This is a genomic window from Streptomyces sp. P3 (assembly GCF_003032475.1).
Lineage (GTDB): Bacteria > Actinomycetota > Actinomycetes > Streptomycetales > Streptomycetaceae > Streptomyces.
Map to the genome: position 1 here is coordinate 9,689,525 of NZ_CP028369.1, position 18,325 is coordinate 9,707,849.

General features: G+C 71.3%; 20 protein-coding genes, 1 tRNA gene and 1 pseudogene. 14 read left to right on the forward strand and 8 right to left on the reverse strand.

Features of this window, described 5'->3' with window-relative positions; genetic code table 11:
- Nucleotides 1-50: 50 nt before the first annotated feature.
- On the reverse strand, nt 51-560 hold the full coding sequence (locus C6376_RS42870; RefSeq protein ID WP_107448577.1) for a DinB family protein: 510 nt from the start codon (nt 558-560) through the stop codon (nt 51-53).
- Nucleotides 561-1,490: 930 nt separating this feature from the next.
- Here C6376_RS42870 and C6376_RS42875 point away from each other — a divergent pair.
- Together C6376_RS42875 and C6376_RS44320 are read left to right on the forward strand one after the other, a co-directional pair.
- Nucleotides 1,491-1,832, forward strand: a complete 342-nt coding sequence (locus C6376_RS42875; protein WP_107448578.1) for a MerR family transcriptional regulator — start codon at nt 1,491-1,493, stop codon at nt 1,830-1,832.
- 27 nt (nt 1,833-1,859) lie between these two features.
- Entirely contained in the window at nt 1,860-2,033 is a 174-nt protein-coding gene (locus C6376_RS44320) for a hypothetical protein (protein ID WP_159083465.1), read from the forward strand.
- A gap of 57 nt (nt 2,034-2,090) precedes the next feature.
- On the opposite strand, the gene C6376_RS42880 is transcribed toward C6376_RS44320, so the two are convergent.
- Both C6376_RS42880 and C6376_RS42885 read right to left on the reverse strand, forming a co-directional pair.
- Nucleotides 2,091-2,945 carry an oxygenase MpaB family protein gene (locus C6376_RS42880; RefSeq protein ID WP_107448579.1) on the reverse strand — a complete coding sequence of 285 codons (855 nt, stop codon included), beginning with the start codon at nt 2,943-2,945 and terminating at the stop codon, nt 2,091-2,093.
- A gap of 173 nt (nt 2,946-3,118) precedes the next feature.
- Nucleotides 3,119-4,243 carry a DUF2235 domain-containing protein gene (locus tag C6376_RS42885; protein ID WP_107448580.1) on the reverse strand — a complete coding sequence of 375 codons (1,125 nt, stop codon included), beginning with the start codon at nt 4,241-4,243 and terminating at the stop codon, nt 3,119-3,121.
- 326 nt (nt 4,244-4,569) lie between these two features.
- Here C6376_RS42885 and C6376_RS42890 point away from each other — a divergent pair, with 326 nt between their 5' ends.
- The 3 genes from C6376_RS42890 to C6376_RS42900 all read left to right on the forward strand — a co-directional run bounded on the left by C6376_RS42890 (nt 4,570) and on the right by C6376_RS42900 (nt 6,440).
- Nucleotides 4,570-5,061: a GNAT family N-acetyltransferase gene (locus C6376_RS42890; RefSeq protein WP_107448581.1), complete on the forward strand. Its 492-nt coding sequence runs from the start codon at nt 4,570-4,572 to the stop codon at nt 5,059-5,061.
- A 136-nt stretch (nt 5,062-5,197) separates the two neighbouring features.
- Complete coding sequence (locus tag C6376_RS42895) at nt 5,198-5,689, forward strand: hemerythrin domain-containing protein (RefSeq protein WP_107448582.1); 492 nt, start codon at nt 5,198-5,200, stop codon at nt 5,687-5,689.
- A gap of 223 nt (nt 5,690-5,912) precedes the next feature.
- Nucleotides 5,913-6,440 (forward strand): hypothetical protein, encoded by a 528-nt coding sequence (locus C6376_RS42900; protein ID WP_107448583.1) that lies wholly within the window; start codon nt 5,913-5,915, stop codon nt 6,438-6,440.
- 207 nt (nt 6,441-6,647) lie between these two features.
- On the opposite strand, the gene C6376_RS42905 is transcribed toward C6376_RS42900, so the two are convergent.
- A complete protein-coding gene (locus tag C6376_RS42905; RefSeq protein WP_107448584.1) occupies nt 6,648-7,409 on the reverse strand; it encodes a ZIP family metal transporter in 762 nt (253 codons plus the stop codon).
- 261 nt (nt 7,410-7,670) lie between these two features.
- Between C6376_RS42905 and C6376_RS42910 the strand changes: the two genes are divergently transcribed.
- Both C6376_RS42910 and C6376_RS42915 read left to right on the forward strand, forming a co-directional pair.
- Nucleotides 7,671-7,874, forward strand: coding sequence for a cold-shock protein (locus C6376_RS42910; RefSeq protein WP_009192932.1), 204 nt, complete (start codon nt 7,671-7,673; stop codon nt 7,872-7,874).
- Between the two features lie 59 nt (nt 7,875-7,933).
- Nucleotides 7,934-8,007: transfer RNA gene (locus C6376_RS42915), tRNA-Met, on the forward strand.
- Nucleotides 8,008-8,243: 236 nt separating this feature from the next.
- Here the strand turns inward: C6376_RS42915 and C6376_RS42920 are convergent.
- Both C6376_RS42920 and C6376_RS42925 read right to left on the reverse strand, forming a co-directional pair.
- A complete protein-coding gene (locus C6376_RS42920; RefSeq protein ID WP_107448585.1) occupies nt 8,244-8,522 on the reverse strand; it encodes a GlsB/YeaQ/YmgE family stress response membrane protein in 279 nt (92 codons plus the stop codon).
- 335 nt (nt 8,523-8,857) lie between these two features.
- Nucleotides 8,858-9,959 (reverse strand): annotated as a pseudogene (locus C6376_RS42925) (AI-2E family transporter).
- A 266-nt stretch (nt 9,960-10,225) separates the two neighbouring features.
- Between C6376_RS42925 and C6376_RS42930 the strand changes: the two are divergent.
- Complete coding sequence (locus C6376_RS42930; protein WP_107448586.1) at nt 10,226-11,155, forward strand: UTP--glucose-1-phosphate uridylyltransferase; 930 nt, start codon at nt 10,226-10,228, stop codon at nt 11,153-11,155.
- A 72-nt stretch (nt 11,156-11,227) separates the two neighbouring features.
- On the opposite strand, the gene C6376_RS46060 is transcribed toward C6376_RS42930, so the two are convergent.
- On the reverse strand, nt 11,228-11,593 hold the full coding sequence (locus C6376_RS46060) for an STAS domain-containing protein (RefSeq protein ID WP_254076302.1): 366 nt from the start codon (nt 11,591-11,593) through the stop codon (nt 11,228-11,230).
- A gap of 199 nt (nt 11,594-11,792) precedes the next feature.
- On the opposite strand from C6376_RS46060, the gene C6376_RS42940 reads away from it, so the two are divergent.
- On the forward strand, nt 11,793-12,248 hold the full coding sequence (locus C6376_RS42940; protein ID WP_107448587.1) for an ATP-binding protein: 456 nt from the start codon (nt 11,793-11,795) through the stop codon (nt 12,246-12,248).
- Between the two features lie 178 nt (nt 12,249-12,426).
- On the opposite strand, the gene C6376_RS42945 is transcribed toward C6376_RS42940, so the two are convergent.
- Nucleotides 12,427-13,794 (reverse strand): aminotransferase class I/II-fold pyridoxal phosphate-dependent enzyme, encoded by a 1,368-nt coding sequence (locus C6376_RS42945; RefSeq protein ID WP_107448588.1) that lies wholly within the window; start codon nt 13,792-13,794, stop codon nt 12,427-12,429.
- A 177-nt stretch (nt 13,795-13,971) separates the two neighbouring features.
- On the opposite strand from C6376_RS42945, the gene C6376_RS42950 reads away from it, so the two are divergent.
- From C6376_RS42950 to C6376_RS42970, 5 genes are all read left to right on the forward strand, one after another.
- A complete protein-coding gene (locus tag C6376_RS42950) occupies nt 13,972-14,454 on the forward strand; it encodes a MarR family winged helix-turn-helix transcriptional regulator (RefSeq protein WP_107448589.1) in 483 nt (160 codons plus the stop codon).
- 222 nt (nt 14,455-14,676) lie between these two features.
- A complete protein-coding gene (locus C6376_RS42955; protein WP_107448590.1) occupies nt 14,677-15,054 on the forward strand; it encodes a VOC family protein in 378 nt (125 codons plus the stop codon).
- Nucleotides 15,055-15,457: 403 nt separating this feature from the next.
- Nucleotides 15,458-15,859, forward strand: a complete 402-nt coding sequence (locus C6376_RS42960) for a hypothetical protein (RefSeq protein ID WP_107448591.1) — start codon at nt 15,458-15,460, stop codon at nt 15,857-15,859.
- A gap of 99 nt (nt 15,860-15,958) precedes the next feature.
- Nucleotides 15,959-16,471, forward strand: coding sequence for a hypothetical protein (locus tag C6376_RS42965; RefSeq protein WP_107448592.1), 513 nt, complete (start codon nt 15,959-15,961; stop codon nt 16,469-16,471).
- A gap of 275 nt (nt 16,472-16,746) precedes the next feature.
- Entirely contained in the window at nt 16,747-18,264 is a 1,518-nt protein-coding gene (locus C6376_RS42970; RefSeq protein WP_107448593.1) for an NlpC/P60 family protein, read from the forward strand.
- Nucleotides 18,265-18,325 lie beyond the last annotated feature (61 nt).

The window sequence follows — 18,325 nt, forward strand, 5'->3', positions numbered from 1 at the left end:
GGAGCTGTCGAGAGGCCGGACGCTGTTTCTCGGGTGACGCCTCCCGTTGCTCAGGCGCCCACGGTTCCGTCGACGCCTTCGCGCAGGAAGTCCGCGTGCCCGTTGTGACGGCCGTACTCCAGGAGCACGTGCACCATCACCATCCGCAGCGACACCTCCTCCTCCCACCTCGGCTGGTAACCGGCCTGGTCCAGGGACTCGGCCGCCCGCTCGACCCGGCGCGAGTTCTCCACCTCCGCCTGCCAGGCGCCGAACGCCTCTGCCCGGGTCGACGCGCTCGCGTCGTAGGCGGCCTGGAAGTCGATCTCGTCCGACCAGACCATGGGAGCGTCATTGTCCTCGAACACCCGCCGGAACCAGGCGCGTTCGACCTCCGCCATGTGCCGCACCAGGCCGAGCAGCGAGAGTGTCGACGGAGGCATCGACCGCCGCCGCAGCTCCTCGTCGGTGAGCCCTTCGCACTTCATGGCGAGAGTTGCGCGGTGATAGTCGAGGAAGGCGCGCAGCATGTCCCGTTCGGTGCCGAAGCTGGGCGGTCCTGTGCGATCGTCGCGCTTCACGTGCCGTGTTCCTCGTTCCGCAGGTAGGGGTGCCCGGATTCATGGGGCGTCGGGCGTCAGGTTAGTGCGGTGGACGGCCCGGGACGCCTGGTCGGGCAGTGTCGGCAGTTGCCGGTGTCGACGCGCCCGGCGCGTCGGTGGTCTGCCGCTCGACGCCGGCGATCGCCGCGTCGGCCGCACGCGTCGCCTTTCGTCCGGTGTCGCCGGTTCCGCACGGCGCGACGCCCGGGTCGCGCGGTTCCGGGCGGCCGACCCGACGGGTTCCTCGTCGTTCTGCGTCACCCGGTGAGGGTGCGGCACCTCCCTGCTGTCAAGCATGTGACACGGACAGGCGTGTGACACGGAATCGACGCTCGACGGCGGTGCCCCGGTGCCGTGCCCCGGTGTCGTCGCCGCGTCCTGGAACTGCGGTGCGGTCGCGCGCCGGGTCCACGGGGGCGGGTGGCTGGGCGGAACTCTTCCGGATGTGACCCGCCCAGAAGAGCGGGTAAGGGTGACCAAGAAAATCTATGCTGGCGACAGTAGACATGGGTCGGCCGCTGGGTTACTGTTTCTGACGTACTCAAGAAGTCGAGAGAGTGCGGCAGACACGAACTGCCGTACATGCGGTCCAGGAAGACGCGGCCCGCCGGGTCGCGAGCAGTACCCGCGGTATCCAGCAGTAGCAGTACCACCGTGTAGTCGAAAGTAAGGAGCAGACGCCATCAGGATCGCCCGGGCGCGGAGGAAGTCCGCCCGGGTACCGCAGGCCCCGGATTGGAAGGTGGTCCCCGGTCACGCAGCAGCGATCCCCGCAGCCCCGCCCCTCCGGGCGGACCCTGCGGAACAAGGCGCCGGCGCAGTCGGTCGGCAGATGGTGTTGACAGCTCGGGGCCCGGGTGCCGGTAAGGCACCCGGGCCCCCCGACGCGTCCCCCGGAAGAAGAGGTCTATGCCCCCACGCAGTACCCGCCCCCCAGCCCCTCTGGACGACGACGACTACCCCGCCTACACCATGGGCAGGGCGGCCGAGATGCTCGGCGCCACCCCCGCGTTCCTGCGCGCCCTAGGCGAACACCGCCTGATCACCCCCCTGCGCTCCGAAGGCGGTCACCGCCGCTACTCCCGCTACCAACTGCGTATCGCGGCGCGTGCCCGCGAACTCGTCGACCAGGGCACCCCCGTCGAGGCCGCCTGCCGCATCGTCATCCTCGAGGACCAACTCGAGGAAGCGCAGCGCATGAACGAGGAACTGCGCAACCAGCGCGGCGCGGCGCAGAAGTCCACCGCCTGACCAGGGCGCCGCCCGCGACCGCAACCGGTGTCACAGCAGGGCGACGCCCACCACGGTCGCGGCCACTCCCGCGACGAACAGCGTGACGATCACGCCGACGGCCCGGCCCTCTCGTCGGAGCGGCGCTCGGCCGCGGGACCGCAGGTGTACACGGCCAGGCCGGACGGCGAGCTCACGGCCCTGAGCTGCATCGTCGTGTGATCCGCCGCGAGCCACCGGACCCGCGGAGGACTGCGGCGACAGGCGTCCGTGGCGCACTCAGGCCGGCCGGGGCGGTGGCGTCATGGCCCAGCGGATGGTGCGGGTCAGGACCTGCCCGGCCGGACGCACGGCGAACTGCTCGACGACCGGGACGCGGGGCAGCGACAGCATGCCGCGGGCCCAGTCCGGCAGCAGCGCGACGGCATTCGCTGCCAGTCCGCCGTAGAGCGGCCGGACCGCGAGCGGCAGGGGAGGCCGGAACAGCAGGAAGCGGGCGGCGGCCAGGGCCTCGGGCGTCGCGGTGAGCTCCCGCCGGTAGAAGGCCAGGCGCTCGGACAGCGCGCGGCGGTCGCGAGGCGGGTCGCTCACCCCGAGCGCCTCGGCGATGCGCGCGGTGTCGGCGACGTACGCGTCGTAGCCGGCCGGGTCCAGCGGAGCGGCGCCGTAGCGTTCGTGGGCGCGCAGGAAACTGTCCGTCTCGGCGGCGTGCACCCAGCCGAGCAGATGCGGGTCGGCCGCGTGGTACGGCACGCCGCCGGCTGTCGTCCCGCGGATCCGCTCGTGGATGCCGCGGACGTGGTCGACCGCCCGCTGGGCGTCCACGGCGGTGCCGTACGTCGTCACGGCGAGGAAGGTGCTGGTGCGCTGGAGCCGGCCCCACGGGTCGCCGCGGTAACCGGAGTGCCCGGCCACCGCCGCCATGGCGAGGGGATGCAGGGACTGCAGCAGCAGCGCGCTCAGTCCGCCGATGAACATCGATGCGTCGCCGTGGACGGTGCGGATCGGGTGCTCCGGCGCGAACCAGCGCGGTCCGGGGGTGTCGTGGATGCGGGCGCGCGTCGTCGGCCCGTCGGGGCCGGCGACCCGGCGGAACAGGGCCTGCCCGAGGTGTTCACGGACGGTGGTCAGCACGGTCGGCCTCCCCTCTCCTGCCGTCCAGTGTCCGCGACACGCGCCCGAACGCGGAAACGGCAGGAGAGGGCACCCGACCGGCGGGCGCTCACGGCGGCCTACGTGCGACGACCGGGCACACTCCGCGCACCGTCGAGCCTCGACGTGAGGGGGGTGATCCGTAAGGCCGATGACTAGTCCGCGCCCAGGATCTTCTCGACCTGCGGGTCCCGGCCCTCGAGGTAGTCGGTGAGCTTCCTCGGCCGGTAGACCGGGTCGGCGTCATGGCGGCGCAGCACGGTGTCCGAGACGAACTCGCGTCCGTCGACGGCCTCGCCGATGGGGCGCGGGACCGGCGGGACCCACCGGTACAGGCCCGTCCGTGAGTCGTGCAGGGTGCCCATCGCGTCGGGCTCCACCCTGATGTCCGTGGCGTCGTCGGACGGTGTCGCGCCCGGCTCCGGCCTCCTGAACGCCGTGTCCTCGAACTTCAGGCCGCAGCGCGTCGCCTCGCCGACCATCCAGAGCAGGGGGATGTCGGACAGCGCCGACTCCGGATAACCGCCGCCGATGTCGCAGTGCACTCCCGTGAACCACACCTGCTTGAGTTCCTGGGGGTTGCCGCCGCGCCGACGCAGTGCCTCCTCGCCGTCCGTGACGGTCTGCTGGTGCCACAGTGTGGGAGGGAACGGCGAGCGCTGTTCGTCGACGGCGAGCGCATGGAACGCGCTCCGCACCCAGCTGCTCAACGTGGTGTCGTGGAACGCCCAGCGGCGGTTGAACAGGTTCGCGCCCGCCGCGAGCCGACGCGATGCGGGCATCGGGATGCCCAGGGCCCCGACGGTGTCCCACACACCGATGAAACGGATGCCGGTCTCGTGCGCGTAGGAGCGCCTGAACAGCGTGGACGCCGTGCCCGTCGGCTTCTCCGTCCGGTTGCGGTAGAGGGTCCAGGCCTCGCCGACCCGATCTCCGTACTCCCGGCGCAGGATGCCGGAGTTGCGCACCAGACCGGCCAGACTGCGGGCGGTGAACGCACCCCGGCTGAACCCGAAGAAGTACAGCTGGTCCTCCGGCTCGTAGTTGTCGACCAGGAAGCGGTAGGCGTCGACGATGTTGCGGGAGAGCCCCACGCCGAACGCGCCGCCGCGCAACCGCTCCCGTCGGTTCGTACCGACACCGCTGTGGTAGTAGACGCGTTGCGTCATGTCCCCGTCCCGCGGACGGACGGACAGGGCGACCTTGGTGACGTTCGTCTTGCTGGGCTGGTCGGCGAAGTTCCATGTGCCGTCACAGCAGACGATCAGACGCTTGGCCATGTGATCCCTCCTGGAGGCGAGCGTCCGGGCCGCACATCATGCGCGAGCATGGCCGCGCCGCCCGCCCGGGGCGCGAGGCGTCTCGATGCCGTGGCCCTTGCTTCCCGGGTGCGTACTCCCCGACGCCGCAGCAGAGATGGGGGCCTCGTGCCCCGCTCCTTTCATGGTGGCACCGTCGTACCGGGACTGCCACTCACCGCGGCTGACGAAGTGCCTGGTCGAAGAGGGTGTCCGAGGACGCCGGGTGAGCTGGGGGCGTGGCGGCGACGGCTCGGTGCCGCGCGAAGCCCGGCGCTCCGGGCCCACCGCTCGGGTAAGGTCGGTCGGTGCCCGAGTTGACACGGCTGCACGCCGACCACGCCCCGGCGGTCCTGGCCTTCGAGCTGGCGAACCGCGCCTACTTCGCCGCCTCGATCCCCGACCGCGGCGACGCGTTCTTCGACGAGTACGCCGACCGGCACAGGGCCCTGCTGGCCGAGCAGGAGGCGGGCGGCTGCGCCTTCTACCTGCTCGTCGCGGACGACGGCTCGGTCGTCGGCCGGTTCAACCTGTACGACTTCGAGGACGGCTCCGCGCAACTCGGCTACCGGGTCGCCCAGAAGGCCGCGGGCCGGGGCGTGGCGACCGCCACCGTGCGGGAGTTGTGCCGGCTGGCGATCGCCCGTCACGGGCTGCGCACCCTGCGCGCGGCCACCACCGAAGACAACGCGGCATCGCGGAAGGTGCTGGCGAAGGCAGGGTTCGTCGCAGTGGGCCCGGCCGACCTCGACGGCAAGCCGGGGATCTGGCACGAGCGCGATCTGGTTGCCCGCCCGTAACCGCGGGCCCGCACACGAGCGCGGGGCCCGCGGCTTCGAAGGCCGACGCGGCCGTCTGAGTCGCGACTGTTGAAGACGGCCGTCGGGGGTAGTCGGATCCGGCAAGGTTCCCCCGTACGAAAGTGAAACCCGTTCCATGGCCGAGACACGAGACGTCGTCGAACTCATTCTCCGGGACCACAGAAGAATGGAAGACCTCTTTCGTCTGATGCGCAGCGTCGAAGCCGACCGGGCGGCCGCGCTGCGGGAGTTCGCCGACCTGCTGATCGCCCACGCGCTGGCCGAAGAGGCGGAGGTGTACCCCGCGCTCAAGCGCTACAAGAAGATCGACGACGAAGAGGTGGAGCACGGCGAGGAGGAGCACGAGGAGGGCAACAAGGCGCTCCTCGAACTCCTGGAAGTCGCCGAAGTCGGCTCCGAGGAGTGGGACGAGAAGCTCGAAGAGCTCGTGCAGGCCGTCACCCACCACGCCGACGAGGAGGAGCGCACGATCCTCAACGGGGCGCGCGAGAACGCCGCCATGGAACGCCGCGAGGAGCTCGGCGAGGCGTTCCTGGAGGAGCGGCAGCGGCAGCTCGAGGCGGGCTGCGGCGATGTGGAGAACGTACGCCGTATCGCCCACTCCTGACGGCCTGACGGCCTGACGGCCTGACGGCCTGACGGCATGACGGCATGACGGCGGGGACGCGGGTCCGGGGGAGGCGCCGGATCCCGGGTCCCCGCGCGGGCGCGGGCGCGACGGCGAGGCTCCACGTATTTACGCGGCCCCCTTCAGGCGCGATCATGGGCTGACGTCCGACCGGTCGGGGCCGGCCGGGCGGTCTGCGACACCGACGGGGGAGGGCTTGCGTATGACTCAGCAGCGAACCGATGGGGTGCCACCGGCCGGTCCGGCCGACGCCTATCTGGAGGCGCTCCGCGGACGGCTGGCGTCCGACGGATGCACGGTGACGGCGTCCACCTGGCGTGACTGCCCCGTGGTGATCGGCAGCCGGTCGGACCGCAGAGCGCGATGGTTCGGCACGAAGGTGGAACTGTTCGTCTTCGCCGCGGCGCTACCCGCGGTGGACGAAGCGACGATGGCCCAGTTCACCGGGTGGGCCATGGACTACGCGAAGAGTGTCCGCAGCGGTCTGGCCGGCGCCCGCAACGCGGCGATGGTCCTGCCCGCCCTGGTCAGCGGCGCCGTCCAGCCGGCCGCCCGGACCTGGGCCGCGGCGGACGCCCGGATCCTCGGGACATCCCTGATCGGCCGCCCCCTCACGGTGGAGACCTCGGGCTCCGGGGTCAGCAGGGTCACCATGTACCGGGGCAGGGTCGTGTACGGCGGGATGTTCAGCCGCCACGTCATGGACAAGGCGTCGCTGTACTTCACCTGAGGTTCTCTGACTCCCGGTGGCGACCGGCTTCGACGACCGTCGGCCGCGGCGGGGGCGCCCGACGTCATGCGGCGCTCCGGGGCCGCGGCCTCGTCCATGACCCCGGCCGTCTCCCCCGGGGGAAGAGCGGGTTCGGGGCCGACGGCCGACGGTCGAGAGCCGCAGCCGGCCGGGGGGAGACGCGGACCGGACGCCTCGCTCGCGGGGTCAGGCGTGGGACAGGGCGAAGGACACCAGGAAGCCGCTCACGGTGATCAGCCCGATGGCCAGGTGGGCGTCGTCGAAGGCCTCGGGAATCATCGTGTCCGCGACCATGGCGAGAATGGCGCCCGCCGCCACGGCCGTCACCGCTGCGATCACCGCGGGGGAGAAGGCTCCGACGACCGTGTAGCCGAGGACGGCCGACACGGTGCTCGCGGCGGCGATGGCTCCCCAGACTCCGAAGACGTACGAGGCGGTCCGTCCGGCCTTCTTCATACCCGCCGAACTCGACAGCCCCTCCGGGACGTTGCTGATGAACACCGCTGCCACGGTCACCAGGCTCACCGCGCCGCCGTCGAGGAGGCCGACACCGATGACCGCGGACTCCGGTACCCCGTCGAGCAGCGCACCCAACGCGAGTGCGGCCCCGGAACCGCCCTGCTCCGCCTCCGACGGCTGTGCCTGGGTCCGCTCACCGCCCGAGCGTTTGCGGTGCCGGGCGCCCCGGCGGGCCAGCCAGACGTTGCCCCCGGTGTAGGCCACGGCTCCGGCGAGTGTGCCCAGGGCGGTGGGGGCGAGCCCCGCCTCGTCGTAGGCCTCCCCGACCAGTTCGAAGGAGACCGCCGAGATCAGCACTCCGGCGCCGAAGGCCATCACGGTCGCGATCACTTTCCGCGGTACCCGGAGTCCGTAGCCGAGCGCCGCACCCAGCAGCAGTGCCGAGCCGGCCACGAGTCCCCACAGTCCCGCCTGTACTGCATCCGTCATGCCATCGCTTCTACCCCGGGCCGAAGTGGACCAACAGCAGGCCCGCCCGCGGGCGCGGCCGTCCCTGGCGCGCGACCCCGGACGGGCCCGCGGCAGCCACCCCCGTCACCTGCTCGGGCACACGACGCGCCGCAACCGGCGCAATAGTCGGATAACCCCGGCGTCGGCGGGGTAGAACGGAGCCGGGTGCCTCCCGCTCACGGACAGGCCCCCGTACACGGACCAGCCGGGAACCCCGGCGAGAACTGAAGGACAAGCAGCATGGCCAGCGGCACCGTGAAGTGGTTCAACTCTGAAAAGGGCTTCGGATTCATCGCCCAGGACGGCGGCGGACCGGATGTCTTCGCCCACTACTCCAACATCTCCGGCAACGGCTACCGGGAACTGGTGGAGGGAGAGCCGGTCACCTTCGACGTGACCCAGGGCCAGAAGGGACCTCAGGCCGAGAACATCGTCCGCGGCTGACACCGCCGCACGGCTCCGCGCCACCCCGCCGACGCCACCGTGTAGAGTGGCATCACCGACGCGGGGTGGAGCAGCTCGGTAGCTCGCTGGGCTCATAACCCAGAGGTCGCAGGTTCAAATCCTGTCCCCGCTACGAGAAGAAGGGGTCCGGCACACCGCCGGGCCCCTTCGCCTGTGTGTCGTGGGTCCGCGGAATCCGGGAAGGGTTCTGTCCGGACGTTCACGACGCGCCCTCGCCGGCTCGAGGTGCACGACGGTGGCGCAGCCGGAACGGCGGGCCGGGGGAGCGGGGCCGGGTATGCCGACGGCTCCCACCCCGCGAGCAGGGGGGAGCCGTTCATACGCACGGGCGCGTACGTCATCGGCAGGTCATGCGTGGCGGTGCGAGTGCCGGTTGCCGGTCACGAGGCGGTAGAGGGCGAGCAGGATGAAGGAGCCGACGATCGCGGCGATCCAGGTGGAGAGGTCGAAGAACCCGTCGATGGAGTCGACGCCGAAGAGCACCTTTCCGAGCCAGCCGCCCAGCAGACCGCCGGCGACGCCGATGAGCATGGTGACGATGATGCCGCCGGGGTCCTTGCCCGGCATCAAGGCCTTGGCGATGGCGCCGGCGAGCAGGCCGATGACAATCCACGCGATGATGCCCATGATGTGTCTCCGCTTCCTCGTATAAGGACAGTGTTAGCTTCTCGTGTGCACCGTCCGTGCCCGAACAAACGTCTCTGTGCAGATTCCTTGGGGACAACTTCACTCGCCCTCTCGCCCTCTCGCCCTCTCGCCCTCTCGGCATCCGTCGGCCGATCGGCTGCGGCGCGGCGAGCCTCGTCCGCACGAGCGGCCGTCCGTGCGGGATCGGTGAAACGGCGGCCCTCGGACGGGCCGCCGCCCCGCACCGCTTCACCGCGCGTAAAGAGGCCCGGCCATGCATCCGTTCGACTTCCCGTCGCCCCGACACCTCGCCGACCGGGCTCCGTGCCCCGGCCTCACCGCGGGATCTCGGCACGATGCCGCAACGCCTGGTGCACGGACCACACCACGGCCACCAGCGGTACGGCGACCACGGCGCCGATGACCCCCGCCGCGACCGCTCCGCCGACGACGGCCAGTGCCACCACCACCGGATGCAGCCGGACGGCCCAACTCATCACGAGGGGATGCAGGAGGTGGCCCTCGATCTGACCGATGACCACGATCAGGGCCACGACCAGCAACGCGATGAGAGGCCCTTTCGACGCGAGGGCGATGACGGCAGCGACGGCCAGGGCGATCGGTGAGCCGATCAGCGGGATGAACGCCGCCAGGAACTCCAGGAGCGCCAACGGGACGGCCAGCGGTACGCCGAGGGCGGACAACGCGATGCCCACGAGGACCGCGTTGATCACGGCGACCAGCAGGATGCCGTGCGTGTAGCCGGTGAACGTCCGCCAGGCGGCCTGGCCCATGAGCGTGAACTGGCGCCGTGCTCCGTCGGGCAGTTGGTCGCACACCCACTGCCACTGCCGGTCGCCGGAGTAGGTGAAGAAGATTCCGCAGAACAGGGCCAGGGCGAGCACGGTCAGTACCTCGACCAGTCGGCCGGCCCCGCTGAGCGCCGTACTGATGAGGGTGGAACGGTGACTCGACAGGAGGTCGCCGATCCGGGACTGGAGATCGTCGAACGCGTCCGGGGGAAGCCGGAAAGGAGGGTCCTCCAGCTGCCGCTCGATCCGGTCGACGCCCGCGGCGAACTCCTTCTCCAGCCCGCTTCGCTGATCGGCCGCGGTCTCGCCCACCAGGGCCAGCACGCCGAGGACGAGGACGACCGCGCCGATGAACGCCCGTGGCCACCGCGAGCGGCCGGGGCATGAGCCGGGCCAGGAGACCGGCCACCGGGCGGAGCACGGCGGTGACGACGAGGCCGAGGAAGACGGCGACGGCGATCCGGTGGAACTGTCCGAGCACGGAGAAGGCGACGCGGACGACGACGCCGACGGCGATGATCCTCCACGCGTAGGCGGCCGCGGTCCGCAACAGACCCGGAACGCGCGGCCCTGCGCCGCCGCGCCGCCCGAGCGGCGCAGCGGGCTCATCGGAGGGTGTGGACATCTCATGCCGATACCACGTGTCCACCGCCGGATCGCGGTGGCGGCCCGGAGTTCCCCCTGAAGGCCGTACCGGCCGGGGCGGAAGGGGCGGGTGCCCGACCCGATCGGGTGTCGCGCGGTGACCGACCACACGGATCCCGCAGGTGCTGATCGTGTCGTGAACGGCCGGCCGGACCGGCGTTCGGGGGGCGGCGGTGGCGGGCGTTGGTAGCGTCGGCCTGTGCCGTGCCGGCCGGTACGGTGTGCCGCTCGACCGAGAGAGACCGCATGTCCCCGACGATCCGCAGGGCAGTGATCCCTGCCGCCGGACTGGGCTCCCGTCTGCTGCCCCTGACCAAGGCGACCCCCAAGGAGATGCTCCCGGTCGGCGACAAGCCGGTCATCGAGCACACCGTGCGCGAGCTGGTGGACTCCGGGATCACCGACATCACCATCGTCGTCTCCGGCGGCAAGAGCCTCATCCAGGACCATTTCCGGCCCAACCCCGCCCTTGTCGCCCAGCTTCGCGCGGACGGCAAGACGGCCTACGCGGACGCCGTGGAGGAGGTCGCCGAGCTGGCCCGGCGGGGCCACATCACCTACCTCGACCAGCACGGCCCGTACGGCAACGGCACCCCCGTGCTCAATGCCGCCCGCGCCTTCGGCGACGAGCCCGTCCTGGTGCTGTGGCCCGACGACGTCTTCGTGGCGGACGTGCCCCGCGCGCAACAGCTGATCCGCGCCTACGAACTGACGGGGTGTCCGGTCCTGGCCCTGCTGCCGATGGACCCGGGCGATTCCCAGCGCTACGGCGTGCCCATCGTCAAGGAGGACCTCGGAGGGGGCACCCTGCGCATCACCGGCCTGGTCGAGAAGCCCCGGCCCGCCGACGCCCCGTCGTCGTACGCGGCCATCGGCGGCTACGTCGTCACCCCCGGCATCATCGACGAACTGCGCGAGCAGACCCGGCGCTGGTACGAGCACCGGACCGGCGAGGTCTACCTGACCGACGCGATCAACGCCTACGCCGCCACCCGCGCGGTGTACGGGCAGGTCATCCAGGGGCGTTGGTACGACACCGGCAACCCGGCCGACTACCTCGTCGCGCAGATGGCGTTCGCGCTCGCTCATCCCGAGTACGGGCCGGTCCTGCGGGGCCTGGTCGCCGGACTCGATGCCGACCGCGGCGCCGGCCACCGGCCGCAGACCGGCTCCTGATCCGCGGCTTCGCGCCCCGGGCCGCCCGCTCGCAGCGGGCGGCCCGGGGCGGCCGGCAGGTCGCAGCGGCGATCAGGCGGTGAGCGCCTGCTCGACGGTGCTGTGGCAGGAGAGCACCGCGTCGAGTCCGACGAGCTGGACGACCCGTGCCACCGATTCCTGGGCGGCGGCCAGGCGCAGCCACCCCTCGCCGGCGCTCACGCGCTGGTGAACCTGGACGAACACGTTGATGCCGCTGGAGTCCAGGAAGGTCACGCCGCTGAGGTCCGCCACGATCCGGTGCCTCTGATCATCGTTGCGGGACAGCAGTGCCTCGCTCAGCACGTCCTTGACGTCGTGATCGATCTCGCCGCGCAGGATCACGACACGGATGTCGCCGACGCTGGCGTGTTCGACGGACAGCCGGTCGGATCGGCCCGTTTCCTGGTTGTCAGTCACCGTTTCCTCAATCGCGCCCAGGCTGCCGGGGGCAGCGTCTGTGAGAGCAATTCTGCCGCACGTCCCCGGCCGAATGCTCCCGACCGGCTGTGCCGAAGAACACGGCCCGTGACATGCGTGACAACACGGCCCGTGACATGCGTGACAACGTGGCGGGTACACGCACACCCGTGAGTGGGGAGCAGAAGGACGATGCCTGGTGGAATCGCGATCCGACGACGAGGGCGGCACGGGGCCCGGCACTGGGCTGATCGAGGCTGGGTACGCTCTGGCAGGAGGCGACGGGTGCATCGCGCAGGCCCGTCGGGACGCCGCCGACTTCCTCGCGAGGGCCCGTGACGAGCGCGGTGTGGACGTCTCCGCGCGCGCGATGGACCTGACCCGGCTGGTGGTCAGCGAGCTGGTCACCAATGTCCGCAAGTACGCGCCGGGACCGGCGTTGATGCGGCTGCGCGTCACCGGAGCCATGGTGGAGGTCGTGGTCCAGGACAGCGATCGCACCGTGCCCGCGGTGGAGGCCGCCGACCCCGGCCGGATAGGCCGCCACGGCCTGGAGATCGTCCAGGCCGTCGCCCATGACCTCGTCGTCGAGCGGCAGCCGGACGGCAAACGCGTCATCGCCCGCATCGTCCTCGCGGACCCGGCCGCGCGGTGACGCCGCGGCTCGCCGCCCCGCGGGAGGCCCCTCGTGACGACCGCCTCGCGCGCCGAGTGCGGTTCCGCCATCGCCGACGCATCGCCCGCGCGCGAGTGCGGGCCGTCGGGCGTACCGGCGCGGGAGGAGCCCTCCCGGCGAGCTGCGGTGCCCGGACCCGCGTGCTCGTCGGCTTCGGTCAGCGCCGCCGCGCGAGCTGTTCCACCCGGTCGTGGAGACGTTCGACGTGTCGTTCTGATTCCGGCTTCATCAGGACGCTGCGGAGAACGCGTGCGCCGTCGACGTCCGCGATGATCTCGGGGTGGCGGACCGTGAACGCCTCACGACCGGCTTTGAGGGTGCTCAGGAACACCGGATCGGCGTCGTCCATCCCGTCCGTCAGCACCCGCGCGGACGCGGCGTCGACGGCGGACAGGGTGGCGGGTGCCACGGTCGGGAAGTACCCGACGATGTCCAACTCCGGCCGCTGGTACAGCTTCAGCACGTCGGACTGCGAGATGAGGTCGGCCCACCGCAGTGCGGCCCGGCGGCCGGCTGCCAGCACGCGGCCGAGACCGGCGGGGGTGGGCGGGATGAGGCGGAAGGTGAGCCACAGCGCGGCGGCCGAGGCGCCCGCGCGCGAGCACTCCAGGCTGATCTCGCCGAGGTGGAGTTCGGTGGAGGTGAAGTAGGTGTAGGGCGAGTCGTGCAGGTAGAAGCGCCCCACTTCGGGGTCGCGGAAGAGGACGGCCCCGCAGCCGTAGGGCTGGAGTCCGTGCTTGTGCGGGTCGACGACGATCGAGTCGCACCGGGAGATCGCCTGCCAGGGTTCGGGCGGGAGCCCCTCGGGGCCGTCGGCGCCGGCGAGGAGGGTGAAGAAACCCCCGTAGGCGGCGTCGACATGGAGGCGTACGCCGTAGCGGTCCCGCAGGGCGAGCGCCCGGTGGATCGGGTCGACGGCGCCCAGTCCGGTGGTCCCCGCGGTGAGGACGACGGTGCCGACGTCTCCGCTGCGAAGGACGTCCTCCAGGGCGTCGAGGTCCATGCGGCCCCCCGCGTCGGTGGGGACCGGGTGGCCCTTCATTCCGAGGACGTGGCACATACGGCCGTGGGTGTAGTGGGCTTCGGCACTGTAGGCGACTCCGCGACCGGGGTGGAGTTCCCGGGCGACGAAGAGGGCCTCGAGGTTGGCGATCGTGCCGCTGGTGGTGAGGTGGCCCAGGTGGGTGTCGTAGCCGAACATGGCGGCGAGCTGCGCGACGGCCTCGCGCTCCATCGCCGCGGTGGCCGGCCCGCCGTCCAGGGCGTGGTTGTTGGGGTTGATCAGCATGGCGGTGAGGTGGCCGACCACCGCGGCGGGGTGCGGGGGCTTGAGCATCTGGCCCGCGTAGTGCGGGTGGAAGAAGGGATAGTTGTCCTTGGTCAGCCGGCCGGTGAACTCCTGGAAGGCCGAGGCGAAGCGCTCGTCGTCGACGTGCAGGGAAGGGTGCGGCTCGTACGGGCTGTAGGTGTCCTCCCACTCCTGTATGGCGTGGGTGGCCCGGCCGAGCCAGTGCTGCAGGTCCATGGACGTGTCCCCTTCTCCGATTGCTGCGCGGTGGTGGGTCGCATCGTAGGCCTTTGTTGACTGCTCAGCAATTGATTGCTCAGCAATTGAGACATCGGTAGGTGAGCAGGCAGTAAAGTCGGGGAAGCAGCGGACCCTCGTCAGGAGGGGCCTTCGATCAGGGGAGGACGTCGACACGTGGATGCGGCCGACCGGCAGGGCGACGAGGCCGCCCGTGCCGCCAACAGCTCGCTCGTGCACGACTTCGGGCTGCTGATCAAGACCGCCACCCGGCTGGAGCAGCGGATCGACGGCGACCTGCGGCGGGAGTGCGGGATCAGCCACACGATGTTCGAGGTCCTCATCAGGCTCTGTCGCCGGCCGGGAGAAGAGGTCACCCAACGCGTGCTCGCCGACGACCTCACGCTGACCAGCAGCGGTGTGACGCGCCTGATCGACCGCATGGAAGAGGCCGCCGTGGCCCGCCGTGTGCCGTCACCCGAGGACCGCCGGAGTGTGCTGGTCGAGGTCACCGACCACGGTCGCTCCGTCTTCCTGCGGGCGGCCGAGGTGCACGCGCAGGTCGTCGAGCGGTACTTCGTCACGCCGGTGCCCCCGGGCGACTACCCGAGACTGACCGGCTCGCTCGGCGAGATCCACAAGGCGCTGCGCGACGACTGAGGGGTGCGGGGCCGGTCGCCAGGGTGCGTCAGCGGTCGGACTTCCAGGTGACCCGCGGCCCGGCGGGGTCTCTCCCGTGCGGCCGCGCCGCCCCTCTCGGCCGTCCGCCGCCCGGCCCTCGGCGCGACGGGGGCGTCGGGTGCGGGGCCCCGACGCGGAGGTCCCGGACCGCGGGCAGGCCGGCGAAAGGCCCGGGCGCGGGGCTGTTCTACGCTGCCCCTCATGTTCGCCAAGTTGCAGTGTGCGGTGCTGGACTGCGTCGACGTCCTCGAGCTGTCCCGGTTCTATCAGGCGCTCCTCGGCGGCGTCGTGAACCGGCCCGATCCACGGTGGTCGCTCGGTGAGGACTGGGCGACGCTGCACACCGACGGCGGGTTCGTGCTGGCCTTCCAGCGGGTGGAGGACTATCAGCCGCCTCGGTGGCCGGATCCTGCCCGCCCTCAGCAGTTCCATCTCGATCTGGGGGTGGAAGATCTGGACCGGGCCAAGGAGAGCGTCCTCGGTCTGGGCGGCACCCTTCTCGACGAAGGCGGCGACCGGCGGAGCTGGCGCGTCTTCGCGGACCCCGCAGGGCACCCCTTCTGCCTCGTCCGGGACTGAACGGGAAGACGATCGTTTCGAGGTGGCGGGGCCGATCTCTCCCCTCGGGCCATCGACGACCCGCCGAAGTGAACTGACCCCCGGCAGCACCTCGAGTCTTCGCTCCCGCGTCGGCCGCCCGTCGGAAGGAGAGGTGCGGTGACGCGGGGCGGCCAGGCGTTTCCCACGGCACGGGCAACGGGACAACCCCGGGAAACGCCTGGTCGCCCCGGGTCCACGACGGCAACCTGAGCATCGCCGATCTCCAGGGAGCGCCGCCGCACGGTGCGTCGGCCCCGGGACGGGACTCACGTAGGGATCTGGGCCAGTGATCAGTTGGAATCGTGTTACGTCCGCCGCGCGGCGGTCCGTCCGGGGCAGGGCCCTGTCCACGGCTGCGGCCGCGGCGCTGCTCGCAGGCGGCATGACGCTCCTCGGGCCCGCGGGCTCGGCGCAGGCGGCCGCTTCGGACTGCGAGGGCGGCAGGAACGGGTTCATCGACATCTCCGACAACGCCTACGACACCGCCGCCCGCCAGGTGACGCTGTGGAGCGAGGGCATCAACATCAGCGTGCAGTACGGCAACATCCGCGGTGTCCAGCGCGGTTGGGCGCTCATCGCCGGCGACGTGCAGCCGGGCAACCAGGTCTGGCTGGACTGGACCCGGGACGGCGGCCGCACCTGGATCCAGTGCGGGCCGTTCACCTCACGGGGCGGCGAGAACAAGACGAGCGCGGCCCAGCGCACCAGTACGGACGCCAACTGGAAGTTCCGCGCGTGCGGTTCGACCCGGTCCGGCATCCACTGCACCGACCCGTGGTGGTAGGCCGGCACCGGTTCGCCCGAACGCCCGCCCGCACCCGCGTGCGGATCCGCACGGCGTCCGTCCGACGACCGTGACGACGAAATCTCTTTGGAGAAGCCCATGAACAAGTCACGCACCGTGCTCGCGCTCGCGACGGCCGCCCTCGTCGGGGCGCTGGGGAGTCCCGCCGTCGCCGCTTCGGCCCCCGTCGCGGCCAAGAGCGCCGGGCCGGCCCACTGCGTGCTCGTCCTCGACGAGGTGAAGCCCGGCGAGAGCACCTCCCATGTCAGCCTGCACCAGTGCTTCAACGGTCCCGACGCCTCCGCCCGGGCCGCGGCGGCCGTACCGCGGGCGGCGGCGCAGACGGAGCTGATGACCTGGTCCGAGCACGCCGACTGGGGCGGCGAGTACACCAAGGTCTACGGCAACGCCGGGCCCTGCGACGCGGCGGGCTACAGCTTCAACCCGAACAGTTGGTGGTCATCGCACCTGTCGTCGCTCCTCGTCGACGGCGGATGCACCAAGGCCTTCCTCAGCGGCCCGAGGGGCAACGGCACCTTCGGGCGCTCGGTGTCCTACGTCGGCGACACGCTCAACGACGCGGTGACGTACGTCAAGATCTGGCGCGGCTGACCGGACCGGAGAAGGACGGCCGGAGAAAGAACTGCCGGAGGAGGACGGCCCGAGGGCGACGGCCCGAGAACGACGGCCGGAGGGGGCCGGAGCAGGTCGGATCAGGGGTTTCCCGGTCGCCACGCCAAGAGGCAACGGGAAACCCCTGGTCCCGGCCGCCCACCGAGGCCACGGTGAGGCCTGTTCTGCTCCTGAGCCGCACGGGGGCGTGATCGAAACGCGGTCCGCACTGTCGGCGCCACGACCACGTGGCACGGCCGCGAGAGGAGTACCGGATGAGAACACTGCGCCGGGGAGCGGGGCTGGTCGCCGTGATGGTGACCGCCCTCCTCCTGGCCCTGCTTCCGACCACCGCCGCACAGGCGGCCGGTACGGGGGAGCAGAACTGGTGCGCCGTGCAGGGCATCGCCTCGCCGGAGGCGCACCGCGCGATCGACGCGGCCTGCGCGGAATGGCGCGCGAGAACGGTGTACACGTGGGGCGGAGGCCATGGACCGGCTCCCGGCCAGAGTTACGGCACCTGGGACCTGAGCAGCCCGAGCCACTTCGAGGAGACCGCGCTCGACCCCCAGACCCGCGGGTTCGACTGTTCGGGCTTCGCGCGCTGGGCCTGGTCCAGGGCCGCCGGGTACGACATCCTCGGCGACGGGACGGCCTACGCCATGTACGTCAACGGGGGGCGGAAGTACCAGCAGGTCCACGGCGCCGGCGGAGGCAAGCCGGCGGTGTCCGACATGCAGCCCGGCGACCTGGTGTACACAGCGGTCGGCGGTCAGGTGAAGGACATCACCCACATGATGATCTACCTCGGGGACGGCTATGTCGTCGAGGCCTACCAGTCGCAGCTGCCGATCCGTGTGATCGACATCAACTCGCGTATCAGCGACAACCGCCTGGTCGGTGTGACGCGGATGCCGCAGGGCGGCCCGTTCACGGAACCCACGGGCTACGACGGCACGCTCCAGGTGACGTGGGGCACGGACGTCGCCGTGCGCGAGCACCCCAACCGTTCGGCCGGCCAGGTGACCCGGCTGTCCGGACCTGACATCGTCTACGCCAAGTGCCAGCAGCGCGGAGAGCGCGTCACCGCGGAGGGCTACACCAACGACGCCTGGACGTACCTGTCCAACCGGGGCGGCTGGATCAGCAACATCTTCCTCAGGGGTCCTGCCTGGCTGCCGGAGGTGCCCACCTGCTCAGGGGCCGACTACGACACGCAGATCGGCCCCGGCGGCGGAGGCAACGCCACCCAGGGCGGCGCGTACGGCACGTGGGGCACCGACGTGGCGCTCCGCTCCCAGCCGTCCACAGTCAACGGGACGACGGTCGCCCGGCTGGCCGGCCCCACCTCGGTCGCCGTCAGCTGCCAGATGCATGCCCAGAGCGTGACGTCGGAGGGCTACACCAACGACGCGTGGTCCTACCTGCCGCAGTACGGCGCCTGGATCACCAACATCTACATGAAGGGCGACGCCTGGCTCGCCGGTGTCCCGGCCTGCGACGGCAGGGGAACCGCGACCCCCGTCGGAGCGCACGCCTACAGCACCTGGGGCACCGGGGTGACCATCCGCAGCACGCCTTCCACCGGCGCGGGCGTCGTGACCCGGCTCTCCGGTCCGACCGGCGTGGCGGTCTCCTGCCAGAAGCACGCCGAGAGTGTGACGGCCGAGGGATACACCAACGACACCTGGTCGTACCTGCCCGAGTACCAGGGCTGGGTCAGCAACATCTACATGAAGGGCGACGCGTGGCTGAACGGTGTCCGGAACTGCGTGATTCCGGGCATGAGTTGACCAGTCCCGTCGGCTGACCACAGATCCACCGCCCCGGTACGCAGGCCCGCGGGGGGTGCCT

Coding starts and splice junctions, on each gene's coding strand:
- C6376_RS42945 (WP_107448588.1), bottom strand. CDS start 13,794: ATGGACCTGCAGCACTGGCTCGGCCGGGCCACCCACGCCATACAGGAG.
- C6376_RS42885 (WP_107448580.1), bottom strand. CDS start 4,243: ATGGCCAAGCGTCTGATCGTCTGCTGTGACGGCACATGGAACTTCGCC.
- C6376_RS42960 (WP_107448591.1), top strand. CDS start 15,458: ATGACGCTCCTCGGGCCCGCGGGCTCGGCGCAGGCGGCCGCTTCGGAC.
- C6376_RS42900 (WP_107448583.1), top strand. CDS start 5,913: ATGACTCAGCAGCGAACCGATGGGGTGCCACCGGCCGGTCCGGCCGAC.
- C6376_RS42970 (WP_107448593.1), top strand. CDS start 16,747: ATGAGAACACTGCGCCGGGGAGCGGGGCTGGTCGCCGTGATGGTGACC.
- C6376_RS42895 (WP_107448582.1), top strand. CDS start 5,198: ATGGCCGAGACACGAGACGTCGTCGAACTCATTCTCCGGGACCACAGA.
- C6376_RS42955 (WP_107448590.1), top strand. CDS start 14,677: ATGTTCGCCAAGTTGCAGTGTGCGGTGCTGGACTGCGTCGACGTCCTC.
- C6376_RS42905 (WP_107448584.1), bottom strand. CDS start 7,409: ATGACGGATGCAGTACAGGCGGGACTGTGGGGACTCGTGGCCGGCTCG.
- C6376_RS42910 (WP_009192932.1), top strand. CDS start 7,671: ATGGCCAGCGGCACCGTGAAGTGGTTCAACTCTGAAAAGGGCTTCGGA.
- C6376_RS42965 (WP_107448592.1), top strand. CDS start 15,959: ATGAACAAGTCACGCACCGTGCTCGCGCTCGCGACGGCCGCCCTCGTC.
- C6376_RS42920 (WP_107448585.1), bottom strand. CDS start 8,522: ATGGGCATCATCGCGTGGATTGTCATCGGCCTGCTCGCCGGCGCCATC.
- C6376_RS42875 (WP_107448578.1), top strand. CDS start 1,491: ATGCCCCCACGCAGTACCCGCCCCCCAGCCCCTCTGGACGACGACGAC.
- C6376_RS42930 (WP_107448586.1), top strand. CDS start 10,226: ATGTCCCCGACGATCCGCAGGGCAGTGATCCCTGCCGCCGGACTGGGC.